The sequence below is a fragment of the Pseudomonas sp. MYb60 genome, from assembly GCF_002979555.1.
GTDB lineage: Bacteria > Pseudomonadota > Gammaproteobacteria > Pseudomonadales > Pseudomonadaceae > Aquipseudomonas.
Map to the genome: position 1 here is coordinate 34,768 of NZ_PCOZ01000008.1, position 19,765 is coordinate 54,532.

A 19,765-nucleotide genomic window follows, 5' to 3' on the forward strand; every position below is an offset into this window, starting at 1 on the left:
ATACTCAAAGGCACTCCTGTTTGACATAGATGGCGCCGCCCCATGCCCAAAGGATTGATCCGCGCCGCTGGCGCCTTGTTGACCGCCCTCGCTTTATACAGTTTGCTGGGTTTCTTGATTCTGCCGGGCATTGCCCTTCGCATTGCGAACCAGCAGTTGGCCGAGTACGCCACGGTACCGGCACGGATCGAACGGATAGAGCTCAATCCGTTCAGCCTCGAACTGACTGTCTGGGGCCTCAAGATCGGCGAACCGGGCAAGGAGCACGTCGGTTTCGAGCGCCTGTATGCCAACCTGCAGATCGACAGCCTGTGGACCCGCGCACTGCATTTGGCCGATGTCCAGTTGGACCAGCCCAAGACTGAAGTGCTGTTCGACAAGTCCGGCCAACTGAACCTGGCGCAGCTGTTCAAACTGCCGCCCAGCGAGCCCGCCCCGGCCGATCCTGACGCCAAGCCCTTCCCGCTGCGCATCGACAGCATCAAGCTGGCCGGCGGTTATGTGCACTTCGAGGATTTGCGCCCCAGCGAACCCATCGAATTTCTCTACGACAAACTCGACTTCGAACTGAAGAACCTCAGCACCCTGCCCGAAGACAATGCCGACATGACGCTGGTCGCGGCAGGCCCCGAAGGTGGGCAGATCGACTGGAAAGGCAATTTCAGCCTGGTGCCCATCACCTCCGAAGGTACGCTGAAAGTCACCGACGGCAAGATGAAAGCCTGGTGGCCCTATGTGCGTGACGCATTGCCTCTGGTACTTGAAGACGGCGTGCTCAACTTCAGCACCGAGTACAGGTTCAGCCTGGCCAAAGAGACGGAGCTGAACCTGACCAACACCGCCGCCAGCATCGCCCCGTTTGCCATCAAGGCGCCGGACGGCCGACCGCTGGCGCGGCTGGAGCGGCTGGACGTCAGCGAAACCACGGTGGACCTGGCCAAGCAGCAGGTCGTCATCGGCAAGATCCGCAGCAACAAGCTGGAAACCTGGGCAGCCCGCGAGGCCGACGGCCAACTGGATTGGCAAAAACTGTTCGCCAGCCAGCCGAGCAAACCCACCCAGAAAGCAGAGCCCGCCACTGCGCCGGCAACCGCCGATTCGCCCAAAGCCGAGCCGGTTGCGCCGAGCAAGCCTTGGCAAGTACTGCTCAAGGACGTGCAACTGCGCAACTACCAAGTGCACTTGGCGGATCGTCAGGTCAAACCTGCCGTGGCGCTGGAACTGGGTCCGCTGAACGTTGATGTGCAGAACTTCGACAGCCTCAACCAGAGCCCTTTCACCCTGAAAATCGACAGCGGGCTGGGCAAGCAAGGCAAGCTCCAGGCGAGCGGCGAGGTTAACCTCAACCCGGTCAGCGCCAAGTTGAAAGTCAACACGCAGGATATCGACCTGCGTGTCGCACAGGCTTACATCAGCCCGTTTATTCGCCTCGAATTGCGCAGCGGGATGCTCGGCAGCAACCTCGACGTGAACCTCAAGAGCACCGATCCCCTGGCCCTGCAGGTGACCGGTCGGGCCCAGGTCGACCAGTTGCATACCCTCGACACGCTCAAGACCCGCGACTTTCTCAAATGGCAGCGCTTGGTGCTTGAAGGCGTGAACTACCAGCATGGCGACAGCCTGACCATCGACAAGGTCAACCTGCTGCAGCCGTATGCACGTTTCATGATCAACGATGACCGCACCACCAACATCGATGACTTGCTGATTCCACAACCGGCCGACAAAAGTCCCAAGCCCGCCAGCAAGGAAAAGCCGCTGGGTATTCGTATCGGCCAGATTGCGATCAACGACGGGTCGGCCAACTTTGCCGATTTCAGCCTGACACCCAACTTCGCCACAGCGATTCAACAGCTCAACGGCCAGATCGGCACCATCGACAGCCGCCAGGCCAAACCGGCCACCGTCGATATCAAGGGCAAGGTGGACCGGTATGCGCCGGTCACCATCAAGGGCAGCGTGAACCCGTTCGACCCGATGGCTGCGCTGGATATCGCCACCAGCTTCAAACGCGTCGAGCTGACCACCCTCACCCCCTACTCCGGCAAGTTCGCCGGTTTCCGCATCCGCAAGGGCCGCCTGAACCTCGACCTGCATTACGTGATTACCAAAGGGCAATTGAAGGCCGAGAACAAGGTGGTGGTCGAGCAATTGCAATTGGGGGAAAAGGTAGACAGTGCCGATGCTGTCGACTTGCCGATTCGCCTGGCCATTGCGCTGCTCAAAGACGTGGATGGCAAGATTTCCATCGAACTGCCGGTGACGGGTGACTTGAACAACCCACAATTCAGCGTGATGCCGATCGTGTGGCAAACCCTGCGCAACCTGGTGGTGCGTGCTGCCACGGCGCCCTTCCGGATGCTCGGCGGTCTGGTATCCGGCGGTGGCTCTGAGGACTTGGGCAATGTGTCGTTTGCGGCCGGCTCCAGTGAGTTGAGCAAGGATGCCCAGGTGGCTTTGGACAAACTCGCCAAGGCACTCAAGGAACGTCCGACCTTGCGCCTGGAAATTGAAGGCACAGCCGCCGCCAACAGCGATGGCCCCTTCCTCGCCGCCGAGCGCCTGGAGCGCGAATACCAGTACAACTACTACAAGATTCTTCAGCGCCGGGGGGACAAAGTCCCTGCCCAAGCATCATTGCTTGTCGTACCAGAGAAGGAAAAGGCGCCGTTGCTGGAAGGCATCTACCGCACGCGCTTGAAACAGCAACCGCCGGCTGAGTGGAAAGACTTGGGAGACGACGACCGCACTGCGAAGCTGCGTGACGGCGTCATCCAGTTCTGGAGCGCCAGTGATGTCTTGCTGCGCCAACTGGGCCAGGACCGTGCCAGCACCATCAAGGACTATCTGGTGGATAAGGGCCAGTTGGAAGATGATCGGGCGTATTTCATTGACGCCAAGCTGGGCCAGGCTGAGAAGGATGGTCGGGTTGTGACACCGATGCATCTGGATGCCGAGTAATCCTACCCCACAATAGAACAGGCCCCGACACGAATGCCGGGGCCTGTAATGACCACATCCCTGTGGTCGGTCGCATGAACACGTGAGGTGCATTGAGTGGATAACAGGCTCACTCGTTGCCGCCGACGCTTAGTTCAAAGCGATTAGTGAAGCGTTACTCTGCTTTCAGGCCATCGGCCGATACAGCTTTAACGCCTTTGATTTTCTTGGCGATATTCACCGCGGTAGTTTTCTGTGCATCAGTCACCGCAGCGGTGGACGACAGGGAAACTACGCCTTTGTTGGTTTCGACTTTGATGTCGGTACCAGGAATGCCTTTTTCGGTTACCAGATCAGCTTTCACTTTGGTGGTGATCCAGGTATCCGAGGTAGCGCCTTTTGCGTCAGAGGCAGCAGCCTTGGTTTTGTCTACGTTGTCAGCTTTGTAAGCGCCACCTGCATGCAGGCTGTCAGCAGAAACTGCGGTCACACCTTTGATTTTCTTGGTGATGGCTACAGCAGTAGCTTTCTGCGATTCGGAAATTTCTACGTCAGACGACAGGGTAACCACACCTTTGTTGGTCTCAACCTTGATGTCCGAACCTGGAATGCCTTTCTCGGTCAGCAGGTCAGCTTTGACTTTGGTGGTGATCCAAGTGTCCGAGGTGGACTCCTTGGCTTTGGTCACTTCACCAGCAGCCAGGGTCATCGGCGCTTGAGAAGTTTGAGCAAAGGCAACGTTAGCACCCATAGCCAGGGTCAGAGCGGTAGCAGTAGCGAGAGCGAACTTCTTCATACGAGTAACTCCTGTTTTAATAAAAGTCTGCAGCGTGTGTACCTTGATGCTGCAGCGTTAACAGGGATATTGCAGGCGCTGTGCCAAGTTTTAGAAACCAACAAAACCCTTATAAATCAACAACTTAAAAAACAGCGCGATTTTCGAAATCGTGCAACTTGCATGAACCTCATCGTGCCTGCATGCAAGTTGCGGTTTTATCACTGCGCTAAAGGGCTGATTTCTCTTCACTTTCCCACGCGCATAAAAAAAGGACTCCGAAGAGTCCTTTTTTCAGCGTAAAGCTTACGGGGGATTAAACGCCCGAAGCCTTGGCTGCTGCTACGTCCTTGATGGACAGCTTGATACGGCCGCGGTTGTCCACGTCCAGTACCAGCACTTCCACTTCCTGGCCTTCTTTCAGGATGTCGGTCACTTTCTCAACACGAGCGTCGCTCAGCATGGAGATGTGAACCAGACCGTCCTTGCCCGGCAGGATGTTGACGAATGCGCCGAAGTCGACGATGCGTTCAACCTTACCAACATAGATCTTGCCGATCTCGGCTTCAGCGGTGATGCCCAGGACGCGCTGACGTGCGGCTTCAGCTGCTTCCTTGGTTTCGCCGAAGATCTTGATCGAACCGTCGTCTTCGATGTCGATCGAAGCTTTGGTTTCTTCGCAGATCGCACGGATGGTCGCGCCGCCTTTACCGATAACATCACGGATTTTGTCGGTGTCGATTTTCATCGCGATCATGGTCGGAGCGTTTTCCGACAGCTCGGTGCGGGACTGACCAATGATCTGGTTCATCTGGCCGAGGATGTTCAGGCGCGCGTCCAGGGCTTGGCCCAGGGCGATTTCCATGATTTCTTCGGTGATGCCCTTGATCTTGATGTCCATCTGCAGCGCGGTCACACCTTTGGCGGTACCGGCTACTTTGAAGTCCATGTCGCCCAGGTGATCTTCGTCGCCCAGGATGTCGGTCAGGATGGCGAACTTCTCGCCTTCTTTAACCAGGCCCATCGCGATACCGGCAACCGGTGCCTTCATCGGCACACCAGCATCCATCAGCGCCAGGGAAGCACCGCAAACGGACGCCATGGAGCTGGAGCCGTTGGATTCGGTGATTTCCGACACAACACGGATGGTGTACGGGAACACGTCAGCAGCAGGCAGCATGGCCTGAACCGAACGGCGTGCCAGACGGCCGTGACCGATTTCGCGACGACCAGCGCCACCCATGCGACCACACTCGCCCACCGAGAACGGAGGGAAGTTGTAGTGCAGCATGAACGGGTCTTTTTTCTCGCCTTCCAGGGTGTCCAGCAGCTGTGCGTCACGGGCGGTGCCCAGCGTTGCAACAACCAGGGCCTGGGTTTCACCACGGGTGAACAGGGCCGAACCGTGAGTCTTGGGCAGAACGCCGACTTCGATGTTCAGCGGACGTACGGTCTTGGTGTCGCGACCGTCGATACGTGGTTTGCCGTTAACGATGTTTTCGCGAACGGTGCGGTATTCGATTTCACCGAAGGCTGCTTTGACTTCGCTGGAAGAAGGCTGGCCTTCTTCACCGGACAGCTTGGCAACGACCTGGTCCTTCAGCTCGCCCAGGCGAGCGTAACGGTCGGCCTTGACGGTGATGGTGTAGGCCTGGGAGATCGCTTCGCCGAACTCGGCACGGATGGCACCCAGCAGTTCAGTGGCTTCAGCTTGTGGAGCCCACGCCCAGGTAGGCTTGGCAGCTTCGGCGGCCAGTTCTTTAACAGCGTTGATCACCGACTGGAACTCGTCGTGAGCAAACAGTACCGCGCCCAGCATCTGGTCTTCGGTCAGCTCTTTGGCTTCCGATTCAACCATCAATACAGCTTCCGAGGTACCGGCAACGACCATGTCCAGGCTTGATGCTTTCAACTGCTCGTAAGTCGGGTTCAGCAGGTAGCCGGTGCTTTCGTGGAAAGCAACGCGCGCTGCGCCGATCGGGCCATCGAAAGGAATGCCGGAGATCGCCAGAGCAGCCGATGTACCGATCATCGCAGCGATGTCCGGATCGGTTTTCTTGCTGGTGGAAACGACGGTGCAGACAACCTGCACTTCGTTCATGAAGCCTTCTGGGAACAGCGGACGGATCGGACGGTCGATCAGTCGGGAAGTCAGGGTTTCTTTCTCGGAAGGACGGCCTTCGCGCTTGAAGAAACCGCCAGGGATCTTACCGGCAGCGTAAGTTTTTTCCTGGTAATGAACGGAAAGAGGGAAGAAGCCTTTGCTCGGGTCAGCGGTCTTGGCGCCAACAACGGTCACCAGCACGGTAACGTCGTCATCAACGGTAACCAGCACTGCGCCGGAGGCTTGACGGGCAATGCGGCCTGTCTCGAGGGTAACGGTCGACTGACCGAACTGGAATTTTTTGATAACCGGGTTCACGGTGTCCTACCTTCTTTGTGGCTCTTGGGGAACTTGTCTTCTTGCGAAATTCTTGGGCAATCTCGGGAATCGGCCCGAGGCTCGTCCAGGGTAAAACGTGTATCCAGATAAAACTTGAGGCTGGGAGCCTGCCATGGGCCAGCGGGAATCCCACTGACACACGGCAGACAACCAACCTCTAGCGCAATCGCTTATTAGCGACGCAGACCCAGGCGACCGATCAGAGTCTGATAACGACCCAGATCCTTGCCTTTCAGGTAGTCCAGCAGCTTACGGCGCTGGTTTACCATGCGGATCAGACCACGACGGGAGTGGTGATCTTTACCGTTGGCCTTGAAGTGACCTTGCAGCTTGTTGATGTTGTGGGTCAGCAGTGCAACTTGCACTTCTGGCGAACCAGTGTCACCAACAGCTTGCTGATAGTCAGCAACGATTTGTGCTTTTTCTTGAACGTCGAGAGCCATGAGGCAATCCTTTTATCAGGAAACTGTTTCAGAAAAACAGCTTCAACAGGCCAGGGACAAATCCCTGTATCTAAAAATGAGTGTTGACCGTGCCTGTTAACAGCCACACTCGTCCGGTCATTCTGACCGAATCAGTCGACGCGGCGCGATGCGCCCGTCTTCGCTCACTTCACCGATACCGATGAAGCGACCGTTATGATCTTGTACCCGCACCATGCCGAACTTCGGGGCATCCGGGGCGCGTACGGGCTGGCCGTTGAGCCAATAGAACGCGCTGTGCTCCGAGAAGTGCAGCAATGGCCAATCGAGCAAACCGCTGTCCGATGGCATCAGGAAGCGATCAACGGCTTCGTTGCCACCTTCGGCATGTACCGCTTCAAGCTCTTCCAGCGTGACCGTCTGGGTCAGGTTGAAAGGGCCGGCCTGGGTGCGTCGCAGCTCTGCAACGTAAGCGCCGCAACCGAGCTGTTCACCAATATCTTCCACGAGGGTACGGATATAGGTGCCTTTGCTGCAGTCCACGGCCAAACGGGCGGTGTCGCCTTCACAGGCAAGCAATTCCAAGCGCGCAATAGTAACAGAACGCGGGTCGCGCTCCACTACTTCGCCCGCACGTGCCAGCTTGTAAAGAGGCTGCCCATCACGCTTGAGCGCCGAGTACATCGGAGGTATCTGACTGATTTGCCCACGAAAACCGGGTAATGCAGCTTCGATATCGGTACGACCAACGGTCACGTCGCGAACCTGCAGAACATCACCTTCGGCATCCCCGGTGGTGGTGGTCTTGCCCAGTTGCATCAGGGTTTCGTAACCCTTGTCGGAGTCGAGCAGGTATTGCGAAAACTTGGTCGCTTCGCCAAAGCACAATGGCAGTACGCCAGTTGCCAGCGGATCGAGACTGCCGGTATGCCCGGCCTTTTCGGCATTGAGCAGCCAGCGAACCTTCTGCAACGCCGCATTGGAGGTAAAGCCAATGGGCTTGTCGAGCAGAATGATGCCGCTGACGTTGCGACGGATACGTTTGACCTGAGCCACCGCTTACTCCTTGGCGTCTTCAGGTGTGGACGGGTGCTGGCTGTCTTCCGCCACGGCACGCTCGATCAATGCCGACAGGTGCGCGCCACGCACGACGCTTTCGTCGTAGTGGAAGTGCAACTGAGGCACGCTGCGCAGCTTCATTTCACGGGCCAACTGCATGCGCAGGAAACCTGCGGCGGAGTTGAGCACCTTGATGCTTTGGGCGATTTCTTCGCTGCTGTCCTGCCCCATCACGGTGATGAAGATCTTGGCGTGACCCACGTCACGGCTCACTTCAACGGCGGTGATGGTGACCAGGCCCACGCGTGGGTCTTTGACTTCGCGACGGATCAGTTGGGCCAGCTCGCGCTGCATCTGATCGCCGATACGCTGGGTACGGCTGTATTCTTTTGCCATGTCTTGTTACCTGTTACTGCCACACGGTGAAACCCGTGGGGTCTGAAAGCGGCAAACGCCCGGCCTGACAAAAGCCAGACCGGGCGTTGCGTTTAGAGTCCGTACACTGCGCGGAGCATTTGCATGCCCACCCGCCGCGTGGCTCCGGAAGTGCGCGAGTTAGAGGCTGCGAGCAACCTGAACCTTCTCGAAGACTTCGATCTTGTCGCCAACCTTGACGTCGTTGTAGCTCTTGACGCCGATACCGCATTCCATGCCGGCACGCACTTCGGAAGCGTCATCCTTGAAGCGGCGCAGGGATTCCAGCTCGCCTTCGAAGATAACGATGTCTTCACGCAGTACACGGATTGGACGGTTACGGTACACAGTGCCTTCGATAACCATGCAACCGGCGATCGCGCCGAATTTCGGCGAGCGGAACACGTCACGCACCTCGGCCACACCCAGGATGTTCTCCCGGACGTCGCTGCCAAGCATGCCGGTGAGGGCTTTCTTGACGTCTTCGATGATGTCGTAGATGACGTTGTAGTAACGCATGTCCAGGCCTTCCTGCTCGACGATCTTGCGAGCGCCAGCATCGGCACGCACGTTGAAACCGAACAGTACAGCGTTGGAAGCCAGTGCCAGGTTGGCGTCGGATTCGGTGATACCACCGACACCGCCACCGACAACACGCACTTGCACTTCGTCGTTACCCAGGCCATTCAAGGCGCCGTTCAACGCTTCGAGGGAACCACGTACGTCAGATTTGAGGACGATGTTGAGCGTCTTCTTCTCTTCCTGGCCCATGTTCTCGAAGATGTTTTCCAGCTTGCCTGCGTGAGCACGGGCCAGTTTGACTTCGCGGAACTTGCCTTGACGGAACAGAGCCACTTCACGGGCTTTCTTCTCGTCGGCAACCACGCTCATCTCGTCGCCAGCGTCCGGGGTACCGTCCAGGCCGAGGATCTCGACCGGGATAGCAGGACCTGCTTCCTTGATTGGCTTGCCGTTCTCGTCGAGCATGGCACGTACACGGCCATAGTTCGAACCGACCAGCACCATGTCGCCTTGGCGCAGGGTACCGTCTTGAACCAGGACGGTCGCAACCGGGCCACGGCCCTTGTCGAGGCGGGACTCAACCACGACACCACGGCCAGGAGCCGATGGCGTTGCGGTCAGTTCCAACACTTCGGCTTGCAACAGAACGGCTTCGAGCAGTTCGTCAACGCCAGTACCCATCTTCGCGGAGACTGGTACGAATGGTGTGTCGCCACCCCACTCTTCGGATGTCACGCCGTGAACCGACAGTTCGCTACGGATGCGATCGAGATCGGCGCCCGGCTTGTCGATTTTGTTCACCGCTACCACCAACGGAACGCCAGCTGCCTTGGCATGCTGAACGGCTTCGATGGTTTGTGGCATCACGCCGTCGTCGGCTGCAACCACCAGGATCACGATGTCGGTCGCCTTGGCACCACGGGCACGCATTGCGGTAAACGCGGCGTGACCAGGAGTGTCGAGGAACGTCACCATGCCACGTTCGGTTTCAACGTGGTAAGCACCGATGTGCTGGGTAATGCCGCCGGCTTCGCCAGCCGCCACCTTGGCACGACGGATGTAGTCGAGCAGGGAAGTCTTACCGTGGTCAACGTGGCCCATTACGGTCACAACCGGCGCACGGGAAACCGCTTCACCTTCAAACTTCAGGGACTCGGCCAGGGAATCTTCCAGGGCGGTGTCGCTGACCAGGGTCACTTTGTGGCCCAGTTCCTCAGCCACAAGCTGGGCAGTTTCCTGATCCAGTACCTGGTTGATGGTGGCCGGGGTGCCCAGCTTGAACATGAACTTGATGATTTCAGCTGCCTTGACCGACATCTGCTGGGCGAGGTCGCCCACAGTGATGGTCTCGCCGATCTTCACTTCACGCACGACAGGGCCGGTTGGGCTCTGGAAACCGTGGGCGTTGCGTTTTTTCAGCTTGGCCTTGCCGCGACCACCACGACGGAAGCCATCGCTTTCTTCGTCGGTAGTACGTGGAGCAACGCGTGGAGCAGGTGCTTTCTCTTTGACCGAAGCACGATGCGGAGCGTTTTTACGCTCGCCATCGCCACCGCCGCCACGACGATTGTTATCGTCGGCACGGGGCTTGTCCGGACGACGAGGTTCGTCACGCTTGCGTGCATCGGCAGCAGGTGCTGGCGCTGCGGCAACCGGAGCGGCCTCACGCACAGCTTCAACCGGCGCGCTAGGCGCGGCAACTGCGTCAGCGGCAGCAGGTTGCGCAGCAGCAGGCTGGCGACGCGCTTCTTCTTCGGCGCGACGCTTGGCTTCTTCTTCAGCCTTCTGACGAGCAGCATTTTCTACTGCGCGACGTTCGTCCAGCTCACGTTTGCGCTCGGCTTCGATTTCTTCCGGGCTGCGCTGTACGAAGACTTTCTTCTTGCGTACTTCAACGCTGATGCTCTTGCTACCAGCAACACGCAGGGTGCTGGTAGTTTTGCGCTGCAATGTAATCTTGCGCGGTTCTTCCACTTTCGCCTTGTGGCTGCTCTTCAAGTGAGTCAGCAAAGACTGCTTCTCACTATCGCTCACACCTTCATCGGCGGCGGTGTGCGGCAGACCTGCCTCACGCATCTGCTGCAACAGGCGCTCTACCGGTGTTTTGACCTCATCGGCCAGTTGTTTCACCGTGACTTGCGTCATGCACTTCTCTCCTCAGGCCGCGCCTAATTACTCGAACCAATGGGCTCGGGCGGCCATGATCAACTTGCCGGCACGATCATCGTCAATGCCGTCGATGTCGAGCAGGTCGTCAATAGACTGCTCGGCCAGGTCTTCGCGGGTAATTACGCCGCGCACCGCCAGTTCCATCGCCAAATCCTTGTCCATACCCTCAAGCGAGAGCAGGTCTTCGGCCGGATGGGCGTCTGCCAGCTTTTCCTCAGTAGCGATGGCTTTAGTCAACAAACGATCCTTGGCCCGAGCGCGAAGCTCGTTGACGATGTCTTCGTCAAAGCCGTCGATGTTGAGCATTTCTTCCAACGGTACGTAGGCAATCTCTTCCAGGCTGGTGAAGCCTTCATCTACCAGCACCTGTGCCAGCTCTTCGTCGACTTCCAGCTCGTCGATGAAGTTGCGCAGGATGTCACCGGTTTCAGCTTGCTGCTTAGCCTGGATGTCCGATTCGGTCATCACGTTCAGGGTCCAACCGGTCAGTTGGCTGGCCAGACGCACGTTCTGCCCACCACGACCAATGGCCTGAGCCAGATTGTCTGCGCCAACGGCGATGTCCATTGCATGGGCATCCTCGTCAACGATAATTGCCGCCACTTCAGCCGGCGACATGGCGTTGATCACGAACTGCGCCGGGTTATCGTCCCACAGCACGATGTCAACACGCTCACCGCCCAATTCGCCCGACACTGCCTGGACGCGCGAACCGCGCATACCGATGCAAGCGCCTTGCGGGTCGATGCGTTTGTCCTTGGAGCGGACCGCGATCTTGGCGCGCGAACCCGGGTCGCGGGACGCAGCCATGACTTCGATCAGGCCTTCGGCGATTTCCGGCACTTCGATACGGAACAGCTCGATCAGCATTTCCGGTGCAGTACGCGACAGAATCAACTGAGGGCCGCGGTTCTCGGTGCGGATTTCCTTGAGCAGCGCACGCAGACGCACGCCAACACGGAAGGTTTCGCGAGAAATGATGTCTTCACGGGCCAGCAACGCTTCAGCGTTGTTACCCAGGTCGACGATCACGTTGTCGCGGGTGACTTTCTTCACGGTGCCGGAGATGATTTCACCCAGGCGCTCGCGATAGGCGTCAACGACTTGAGCGCGCTCGGCTTCGCGAACCTTCTGCACGATGACCTGCTTGGCGGTCTGTGCAGCAATACGGCCGAATTCGATCGACTCGATCTTTTCTTCGACGACATCACCGACCTTGGCATCAGGATGCGTTTCGGCAGCCTTGCTCGGCCAGGTTTCGATGGCCGGATCATCAAGATCGGCCTCTTCGACGACCGTCCAACGACGGAACGTCTCATAGGCACCGGTGTGGCGGTTGATTTCCACACGCAGATCAACTTCGTCTTCAAAACGCTTCTTGGTAGCAGTGGCCAGGGCCAGCTCCAGCGCTTCAAAAATCACGTTTGCCGGTACGCCCTTTTCATTGGATACCGACTCAACAACCAGCAGTACTTCTTTGCTCATCGTACGCCTCGCCTTTCGCAAGCCATTGGATCCGCGGGATCCGCGTCTCAGTCAAAACTGGGAATAATGTTGGCCTTGTCGATCATATCGATCGGCAACAGGAACTCATGGTCTTCTACCTGCACCACGACATCCTGTTCTTCTACACCGCGCAGAAGGCCCTGAAAGTTGCGTCGCCCTTCGAAGGGGGATCGCAGCTTGATCTTCACTTGTTCACCGGCATATTTGGCAAACTGCTCGATAGTGAACAGTGGGCGCTCCATGCCTGGCGAGGAAACTTCGAGGGTGTACTCAACGGAGATAGGATCTTCAACATCCAGGACACCGCTGATCTGACGGCTGACAATGGCACAATCGTCCACCAGCACGCCGCCCTCTTTATCGATATAAACGCGCAACATTGAGTGGCGACCTTGAGCCGAAAACTCAATACCCCAGCATTCATAGCCTAGGGCCACGACCACCGGGGCCAGCAAGGCCTGCAACTCTTCTAGCTTGCTCGACACCTGAACCCCCTCGTGCATGTATGTGCATGCTGTGCAAAATAAAAAAATGGGCGAAACGCCCATCCTTGAAACGCCGTCGAACAGCGGCGTTGAAAGTGTCCAGCTAACAAAAAGCCCCTTAAAAGGGGCTCCGCTAAAACTGGTTGCGGGGGCCGGATTTGAACCGACGACCTTCGGGTTATGAGCCCGACGAGCTACCAGACTGCTCCACCCCGCGACAAAGCTGGGGCGGAAGTATACGACCGATCCCTTGCAGGGTCAATGTAACCTTCCACCTACAAGAAAGCCCGCAACAGCGGGCTCTCCTGATAATTGGTACCGAGAAGGGGACTCGAACCCCTACACCCTATGGGCACAACCACCTCAAGGTTGCGTGTCTACCAATTCCACCACCTCGGCAATACAGCGTTTAAAACCCTTCTTACTTCTGCTCTTGAGCTGGAGGTACGTCAGTCGCTGGAGTAGCCGACTTTTGCTCTTGAAGCACCGGGACATCATCAGAAGCCGGTTTTGCTTTTGGTACTTCCAACACTGCTGGATTTGGGAGACCTACTTGAGTAAGCACATGAGCTTTCTCTTTAGCAAAGTAACCTAACCCCAAGCTGGTTATGAAGAAACCTGCGGCAAGTATAGCAGTAAACTTACTAAGAAAGGTAGAGGAACCTTGGCTTCCGAACACAGTATTTGAAGCACCTGCACCGAAAGACGCACCAGCATCCGCACCTTTACCCTGTTGCAACAAAACCAGGGCAACTACGCCCAGGGCAGCCAACAGATGAAAAACGACTACGACTGTTTCCAGCATTTTTTCAGTTTCCCGCGGCGCGACAGATCGCACCGAACTCATCTGCATTCAGGGAAGCTCCACCAATGAGCCCCCCATCGATATCCGGCATGCCGAACAGTTCGACCGCATTGGCCGCCTTCACGCTGCCGCCGTATAGAAGACGCACACCTTGTGCGACTTCAGAATTCTCTGCCGCCAACTGAGCGCGGATGGCTGCGTGCACATCCTGCGCCTGTTGAGGCGTTGCAGTCAGCCCGGTACCAATGGCCCAGACCGGCTCGTAAGCAATGACTGCCTTTGCAAACGCACCAACACCCAGCTCCTCGATGATGCTGCCCAGCTGACGCGAGACAACTTCAAGAGTTTTGCCCGATTCACGCTCTGCCAGGGTCTCCCCTACGCACAACACTGGAATCAAGCCACAAGCCTGTGCCGCTGCGAACTTGCGATTGAGTGTCCCATCACGCTCGCCCATCATCTGACGGCGCTCGGAGTGCCCAACAAGCACATAGGAACAACCCGCATCAACCAACTGGCTGGGTGCAACTTCACCCGTCAACGCACCTTGCATCGCTTCAACCGCAGAGTTCTGCGCGCCGACCTGAATCGACTTGCCTTTCAAGCCATCAACCACTTGGGTGATATGCAAGCAAGGCGGGAAAACCGCGATATCGACACCGCTAGGCAAGGCCAAGTGACGAAGGCCATTGATCAGCTCAGCGACACTGGCGCGGGTACCGTGCATCTTCCAGTTACCAGCTACCATAGTGCGACGCATGCTGTACCCCGTCGGTCAAAGTGGGCGCAGATGTTACCCAACCACATCAGTACTGGCAAGCCGAATTCAGGCGCAAACTTCACTTACCAGTTTTGCCAGTGCTTCGGCATGGCCACGAACCTGCGATTCGTCGTCACCTTCAACCATGACGCGCACCAGCGGCTCTGTACCGGACTTGCGCAACAGCACTCGCCCACGGCCCGCCATTGCGAGGGTTACGCGCTCACAGGCTTCTTTGACAGCCGGGTGCTCGATGGGGTTTTCACCACCACCAAAACGCACGTTGAGCAGTACTTGCGGGCACTTGCGCATCGCCTGGCGCGCCTGGGCAAGACTCTCTTCACGCCGCTTCATCGCCATAAGCACCTGAAGCGCTGCAATAATCGCATCACCTGTGGTGGTGTGCTGGAAGCAGACGACATGCCCGGAATTCTCGCCACCTATTTGCCAGTTGCGCTCCAGCAGCTCAGCGATTACGTAGCGGTCACCTACGTTGGCACGAACGAACGGGATACCCAGATCGGCCAAAGCCAACTCCAGACCCAGATTGCTCATCAGCGTACCGACCACACCCCCGCCTTGCAGCTTATTGCGCTCGTACAGGTCACGCGCAATGATGAACAACAGATCATCACCGTCCACGACGGTGCCGGTGTGATCCACCATCAGCACGCGATCGCCGTCACCGTCAAAGGCAATGCCCAGGTCGGCATGCCCGGCGAGAACTGCCGCCTGCAACTGCTCCATGTGTGTAGAGCCGCAGTTGTCGTTGATATTCAGCCCATTAGGCTGGGCCGACAGGACAGTAACGTCTGCGCCCAATTCCTGGAACACACTGGGCGCAACCTTGTAGGTAGCCCCGTGGGCGCAATCGACAACAATCTTCAGACCGGCAAAATTGGTGCTACTGGGCACGCTGCTCTTGCAGAATTCGATGTAGCGACCGGACGCATCGTTGATCCGCGAAACCTTGCCTAGCTTGCTCGACTCGACCACCGTCATCGGCGCGTCCAGCAGCTCTTCGATCATCAATTCGATCTCGTCCGGCAGCTTCGTGCCCTGGCCCGAGAAGAACTTGATGCCATTGTCGTCATGAGGGTTGTGGGAGGCGCTGATCACGATACCGGCTTGCGCGTGAAAGGTGCGCGTCAAGTACGCGATAGCCGGCGTCGGCATAGGCCCCAGCAGCATCACATCCGCACCGGCAGCGGACAAACCGGCCTCAAGTGCTGACTCGAACATGTAGCCCGAAATCCGCGTGTCCTTGCCGACCAGAATGCGACAAGCGCCCATGCTGCGGAACGCCATGCCTGCCGCCCAACCCAACTTGAGCATGAAATCAGGAGTAATCGGATATTCGCCGACGCGACCACGAATACCGTCAGTGCCAAAATACTTTTTAGTCATACGCGCTCCATCATTCTTATTGGGCTGATTCAACGGCGGCAATCATGCGCACCACATCCACGGTCTCGGCGACATCATGCACGCGCAAGATACGCGCGCCCTTGGTCACCGCAAGGGCTGCCAGCGCCAGACCACCATACAGCCGCTCACCCACTGGACGATTCAAGGCCAGGCCGATCATGCTCTTGCGTGAAACCCCCACCAACAGAGGCCGGCCAAGGGCATGCAGCGCGTCCATGTGTTTGAACAAGCTTAAATTGTGTTGCAGGGTTTTAGCGAAGCCAAATCCCGGGTCAAGGATGATCTTTTCCGACGCTATCCCCGCTGCCGCGCACTGTGCCATTCGCTCAGCGAGAAAACCACTCACTTCACCGACAAGATCATCATAGCTCGGACTGTCCTGCATATTGCCGGGCTCGCCCAGCATATGCATCAGACAGACCGGCAAACCCGTCGCTGCCGCTGCATCCAAAGCACCATCACGCTGCAGCGAGCGCACGTCATTGATCAGCCCCGCCCCCAGGCGTGCGGTTTCGCGCATCACCGCTGGCGTGGAAGTATCCACCGAGATGATCACATCCAACTCGCGAGCGATGCGCTCGACAATTGGTGCCACCCTCTCCAACTCTTCCAGGGGAGAGACGATGCGGGCACCGGGACGAGTGGATTCCCCTCCCACATCAATCAAGGTCGCGCCCGCCACCACCATTGCCTCTGCATGCCGCAGCGCAGCATCCAGCTGGCTGAAGCGGCCGCCATCGGAAAAGGAGTCGGGGGTTACATTCAGAATGCCCATGACATGCGTATGGGCCAAATCAAGAACCCGGTTGCCGCAAGGCAACCGGGTGGAGGACAACTCAGAAGTCATTTCGAGCCTTAGAGGTCTGCTGCAGGGCCGCCGATCGGGTTCTCAGGACGCTCGTTCTGAACAACTGGCGGGGTGCCAGAAGTGCCCGAACCACCTTCCCAATCCCGAGGCTCACGCGGCTCGCGCCCCGCCATGATGTCGTCAATCTGATCGGCATCAATCGTCTCGTACTTCATCAGCGCATCCGCCATCGCATCCAGCTTGTCGCGGTTGTCGGTCAGGATCTGCTTGGCCGTGCCGTAGCACTGGTCAATGATGCTGCGCACTTCCGAGTCGATCAGCTTGGCTGTCTCACCGGAGAAGCTGGCAGCTTGACCACCACCGCCACGACCCAGGAACACTTCGCCTTCTTCCTCGGCATACATCAGTGGGCCGAGTTTTTCCGACAAGCCCCATTTGGTCACCATGTTCCGCGCAATCTGGCTCGCACGCATGATGTCGTTGGAGGCACCGGTGGTGACACCGTCAAAGCCCAGGGTCATCTCTTCGGCAATACGACCGCCGTACAACGAGCAGATCTGGCTGATCAAGGCACGCTTGGAGAGGCTGTAACGATCCTCTTCCGGCAGGAACATGGTGACGCCCAACGCACGGCCCCGAGGAATGATCGAGACCTTGTAGACCGGGTCATGCTCAGGTACAACGCGGCCCACAATGGCGTGGCCCGCTTCGTGATAAGCGGTGTTCTGCTTCTCTTTCTCGGACATGACCATGGATTTGCGCTCGGCACCCATCATGATCTTGTCTTTCGCGAGTTCGAACTCTTTCATCTCGACGATGCGCTTGCCGGTACGGGCAGCGAACAACGACGCCTCGTTGACCAGGTTGGCCAAGTCAGCACCGGAGAAGCCTGGAGTACCACGGGCGATCACGGCCGGAGCCACGTCGTCACCCATTGGCACTTTGCGCATGTGTACTTTCAAGATCTGCTCACGCCCACGGATGTCCGGCAGGCCAACCACGACCTGGCGGTCGAAACGACCTGGACGCAGCAGCGCCGGGTCGAGCACGTCAGGACGGTTGGTCGCGGCGATCACGATGATGCCGTCATTCATTTCGAAGCCGTCCATCTCCACCAGCAACTGGTTGAGGGTCTGCTCACGCTCATCGTGACCGCCGCCCATGCCAGCACCACGATGGCGACCAACAGCGTCGATTTCATCGATGAAGATAATGCAGGGCGCGTGCTTCTTGGCTTGTTCGAACATATCGCGAACACGGCTGGCACCCACGCCGACGAACATTTCGACGAAGTCAGAACCGGAAATAGTGAAGAACGGCACCTTGGCTTCACCGGCAATCGCCTTGGCCAGCAAGGTTTTACCAGTACCCGGAGGGCCGACCATCAGTACGCCGCGAGGAATACGGCCGCCCAGACGCTGGAATTTACCCGGATCGCGCAGGAACTCCACAAGCTCGCCGACTTCCTCCTTGGCTTCGTCGCAACCAGCAACGTCAGCCAGGGTGGTTTTCACCTGGTCTTCGGACAGCAGGCGTGCCTTGCTCTTGCCGAAGCTCATCGGACCGCCCTTGCCTCCCGCACCCCCTTGCATCTGGCGCATGAAGAACATGAACACGGCGATGATCACCAGGATCGGGAAGCTGGCAACCAGCAACTGGGTCCAGATGCTCTGCTGTTCAGGCTGCTTGCCTTCGACAACGACCTTGTTATCCACCAGGTCGCCAATCAGGCCGTTGTCCGGAATGTTCGGACGAATGGTCTTGAAGCTATCGCCATCGTTGCGTTTGCCGGTGATGACGGCGCCATCAACCGTGACGCGCTCGACCTTGCCATCCTTGACTTGCTGGATGAAGTCGGAATAGTTGAGGGTCTGCGGCTCGTTAGGGCTGGAGAAGTTGTTCATCACCGTCACCAGGACAGCTGCGATGATCAACCACAGGATCAGATTCTTTGCCATATCGTTCAATTAACTACCCTCTGAAGCAAGCTCCGCTACTGGCGCGCGCTTCGCATGATATTCACCGGCCTAACTTACTACATTACCTACAACTCTGGCAGGCGCCGTCTGTAACCCTTTGTGAAACTTTGACTACACAATATTCGTAAAGCTTCGTGACGAAAGCGATATAAAAAAACCTATCGCCCTCCTCGAATTCCTCAAAAACGCTCTTCACTCTCAGCGCCTTCCACACCGCGGAAGCCACGGCACAGCAGATACTGCTCCCGAGACCTGTCACGGGAAGAGTCGGGTTTACGCGTCTGCACCTTGTCGAACAACTTGCGAATGTTCTTGTGGTACTCGTCGAAACCCTCGCCCTGGAAGACTTTCACCAGGAAATCACCCCCCGGGCGCAGCACCCGACCCGCTAAATCCAGCGCCAGCTCACACAGGAACATGGCGCGCGGCATATCAACGGCCGGTAATCCACTCATATTGGGGGCCATGTCGGAAATCACAAGGTCTACCTGCGAATTTCCCACAGCCTCGAGGATCTGGGCGAGCACGGTATCCTGGGTGAAGTCGCCGTGAACAAAGGTCACATCCGGGATGCTGTCCATTTCCAGGATATCGGAAGCGATCAAGCGCCCCTGCCCACCAATCAGACGACTGGTCACCTGGGACCAACCGCCCGGAGCGGCACCCAGATCGATCACGCTCATGCCTGGACGGATCAATTTGTCCTTGTCCTGGATCTCCAGCAGCTTGTAGCTGGCCCGGGAACGGTAGCCGTCCTTCTGCGCCTTTTTGACGTAAGGATCGTTGAAATGCTCTTGTAGCCACTTAAGGCTGGTTTTGGAACGGGCCACGGGCCACCTCGAAAATAAAACGGGTCGTGATTAACTGGGCGGTCCCGGACTCGCTCGGGTAAACTGGCCGCCGCTTTTTACAAGATCAGACGCAGGGGTCAGATTATGCCGCTCACTCAAGAGCAGAAGAAACAGTACAAATCCATTGGCCACCATCTGAAACCAGTTCTGATTGTGGCAGACAACGGTTTGACTGAAGGTGTGTTAGCCGAATTCGAACGCGCACTGAACGATCATGAACTGATCAAGATCAAGGTCAACATCCTTGATCGCGAAGCGCGCTTGGCCGCCATTGCAGAACTGTGCAAGGTAGGCAAAGCGGACCTGGTTCAGGTCATCGGCAAGATGGCGCTGCTGTATCGCAAGAACTTCAGCGTCAACAAGCAGCTGTCGAACGTTCATCGTTTCAAATGATTCAAA

16 protein-coding genes and 2 tRNA genes are annotated in these 19,765 nt (G+C 57.5%); 2 read left to right on the plus strand and 16 right to left on the minus strand.

Annotated features, from left to right (window positions below):
* Nucleotides 1-42 precede the first annotated feature (42 nt).
* The gene (locus tag CQ041_RS15255; RefSeq protein WP_105523275.1) at nt 43-2,961 is read left to right on the plus strand and encodes a DUF748 domain-containing protein; all 2,919 of its coding nucleotides are present in this window, start codon (nt 43-45) and stop codon (nt 2,959-2,961) included.
* 154 nt (nt 2,962-3,115) lie between these two features.
* Here the strand turns inward: CQ041_RS15255 and CQ041_RS15260 are convergent, their stop codons facing one another.
* The 16 genes from CQ041_RS15260 to rlmE all read right to left on the minus strand — a co-directional run bounded on the left by CQ041_RS15260 (nt 3,116) and on the right by rlmE (nt 19,345).
* The gene (locus tag CQ041_RS15260) at nt 3,116-3,736 is read right to left on the minus strand and encodes a BON domain-containing protein (protein ID WP_105523276.1); all 621 of its coding nucleotides are present in this window, start codon (nt 3,734-3,736) and stop codon (nt 3,116-3,118) included.
* A gap of 295 nt (nt 3,737-4,031) precedes the next feature.
* Nucleotides 4,032-6,137, minus strand: a complete 2,106-nt coding sequence (gene pnp, locus CQ041_RS15265; RefSeq protein ID WP_105523277.1) for a polyribonucleotide nucleotidyltransferase — start codon at nt 6,135-6,137, stop codon at nt 4,032-4,034.
* A 194-nt stretch (nt 6,138-6,331) separates the two neighbouring features.
* Nucleotides 6,332-6,601: a 30S ribosomal protein S15 gene (gene rpsO, locus CQ041_RS15270; RefSeq protein WP_003177875.1), complete on the minus strand. Its 270-nt coding sequence runs from the start codon at nt 6,599-6,601 to the stop codon at nt 6,332-6,334.
* 117 nt (nt 6,602-6,718) lie between these two features.
* Nucleotides 6,719-7,636 carry a tRNA pseudouridine(55) synthase TruB gene (truB, locus tag CQ041_RS15275; RefSeq protein WP_105523278.1) on the minus strand — a complete coding sequence of 306 codons (918 nt, stop codon included), beginning with the start codon at nt 7,634-7,636 and terminating at the stop codon, nt 6,719-6,721.
* Between the two features lie 3 nt (nt 7,637-7,639).
* Nucleotides 7,640-8,035 carry a 30S ribosome-binding factor RbfA gene (rbfA, locus tag CQ041_RS15280; protein WP_016973761.1) on the minus strand — a complete coding sequence of 132 codons (396 nt, stop codon included), beginning with the start codon at nt 8,033-8,035 and terminating at the stop codon, nt 7,640-7,642.
* Nucleotides 8,036-8,194: 159 nt separating this feature from the next.
* Complete coding sequence (gene infB, locus CQ041_RS15285; protein WP_105523279.1) at nt 8,195-10,720, minus strand: translation initiation factor IF-2; 2,526 nt, start codon at nt 10,718-10,720, stop codon at nt 8,195-8,197.
* A 27-nt stretch (nt 10,721-10,747) separates the two neighbouring features.
* On the minus strand, nt 10,748-12,229 hold the full coding sequence (nusA, locus tag CQ041_RS15290) for a transcription termination factor NusA (protein ID WP_105523280.1): 1,482 nt from the start codon (nt 12,227-12,229) through the stop codon (nt 10,748-10,750).
* 47 nt (nt 12,230-12,276) lie between these two features.
* Nucleotides 12,277-12,735: a ribosome maturation factor RimP gene (gene rimP / locus CQ041_RS15295; protein WP_032873230.1), complete on the minus strand. Its 459-nt coding sequence runs from the start codon at nt 12,733-12,735 to the stop codon at nt 12,277-12,279.
* A 140-nt stretch (nt 12,736-12,875) separates the two neighbouring features.
* Nucleotides 12,876-12,952: transfer RNA gene (locus CQ041_RS15300), tRNA-Met, on the minus strand.
* A 96-nt stretch (nt 12,953-13,048) separates the two neighbouring features.
* A tRNA-Leu gene (locus tag CQ041_RS15305) sits at nt 13,049-13,134 on the minus strand.
* Between the two features lie 22 nt (nt 13,135-13,156).
* The gene (gene secG / locus CQ041_RS15310; RefSeq protein WP_010206600.1) at nt 13,157-13,540 is read right to left on the minus strand and encodes a preprotein translocase subunit SecG; all 384 of its coding nucleotides are present in this window, start codon (nt 13,538-13,540) and stop codon (nt 13,157-13,159) included.
* Between the two features lie 4 nt (nt 13,541-13,544).
* Nucleotides 13,545-14,300: a triose-phosphate isomerase gene (tpiA, locus tag CQ041_RS15315; protein ID WP_105523281.1), complete on the minus strand. Its 756-nt coding sequence runs from the start codon at nt 14,298-14,300 to the stop codon at nt 13,545-13,547.
* A 66-nt stretch (nt 14,301-14,366) separates the two neighbouring features.
* Nucleotides 14,367-15,707: a phosphoglucosamine mutase gene (gene glmM / locus CQ041_RS15320; RefSeq protein ID WP_105523282.1), complete on the minus strand. Its 1,341-nt coding sequence runs from the start codon at nt 15,705-15,707 to the stop codon at nt 14,367-14,369.
* 16 nt (nt 15,708-15,723) lie between these two features.
* Complete coding sequence (gene folP, locus CQ041_RS15325; RefSeq protein ID WP_105523283.1) at nt 15,724-16,575, minus strand: dihydropteroate synthase; 852 nt, start codon at nt 16,573-16,575, stop codon at nt 15,724-15,726.
* Between the two features lie 8 nt (nt 16,576-16,583).
* On the minus strand, nt 16,584-18,494 hold the full coding sequence (ftsH, locus tag CQ041_RS15330; RefSeq protein WP_105523284.1) for an ATP-dependent zinc metalloprotease FtsH: 1,911 nt from the start codon (nt 18,492-18,494) through the stop codon (nt 16,584-16,586).
* A 200-nt stretch (nt 18,495-18,694) separates the two neighbouring features.
* Nucleotides 18,695-19,345 carry a 23S rRNA (uridine(2552)-2'-O)-methyltransferase RlmE gene (gene rlmE / locus CQ041_RS15335; protein WP_105523285.1) on the minus strand — a complete coding sequence of 217 codons (651 nt, stop codon included), beginning with the start codon at nt 19,343-19,345 and terminating at the stop codon, nt 18,695-18,697.
* A gap of 105 nt (nt 19,346-19,450) precedes the next feature.
* On the opposite strand from rlmE, the gene CQ041_RS15340 reads away from it, so the two are divergent.
* A complete protein-coding gene (locus CQ041_RS15340; RefSeq protein ID WP_010206607.1) occupies nt 19,451-19,759 on the plus strand; it encodes a YhbY family RNA-binding protein in 309 nt (102 codons plus the stop codon).
* Nucleotides 19,760-19,765 lie beyond the last annotated feature (6 nt).

Bases quoted from the DNA above. Each gene is read 5' to 3' on its own strand.
- CQ041_RS15255 (WP_105523275.1), top strand. From the start codon at position 43: ATGCCCAAAGGATTGATCCGCGCCGCTGGCGCCTTGTTGACCGCCCTC.
- CQ041_RS15260 (WP_105523276.1), bottom strand. From the start codon at position 3,736: ATGAAGAAGTTCGCTCTCGCTACTGCTACCGCTCTGACCCTGGCTATG.
- rpsO (WP_003177875.1), bottom strand. From the start codon at position 6,601: ATGGCTCTCGACGTTCAAGAAAAAGCACAAATCGTTGCTGACTATCAG.
- rbfA (WP_016973761.1), bottom strand. From the start codon at position 8,035: ATGGCAAAAGAATACAGCCGTACCCAGCGTATCGGCGATCAGATGCAG.
- infB (WP_105523279.1), bottom strand. From the start codon at position 10,720: ATGACGCAAGTCACGGTGAAACAACTGGCCGATGAGGTCAAAACACCG.
- nusA (WP_105523280.1), bottom strand. From the start codon at position 12,229: ATGAGCAAAGAAGTACTGCTGGTTGTTGAGTCGGTATCCAATGAAAAG.
- secG (WP_010206600.1), bottom strand. From the start codon at position 13,540: ATGCTGGAAACAGTCGTAGTCGTTTTTCATCTGTTGGCTGCCCTGGGC.
- tpiA (WP_105523281.1), bottom strand. From the start codon at position 14,300: ATGCGTCGCACTATGGTAGCTGGTAACTGGAAGATGCACGGTACCCGC.
- glmM (WP_105523282.1), bottom strand. From the start codon at position 15,707: ATGACTAAAAAGTATTTTGGCACTGACGGTATTCGTGGTCGCGTCGGC.
- folP (WP_105523283.1), bottom strand. From the start codon at position 16,575: ATGACTTCTGAGTTGTCCTCCACCCGGTTGCCTTGCGGCAACCGGGTT.
- ftsH (WP_105523284.1), bottom strand. From the start codon at position 18,494: ATGGCAAAGAATCTGATCCTGTGGTTGATCATCGCAGCTGTCCTGGTG.
- CQ041_RS15340 (WP_010206607.1), top strand. From the start codon at position 19,451: ATGCCGCTCACTCAAGAGCAGAAGAAACAGTACAAATCCATTGGCCAC.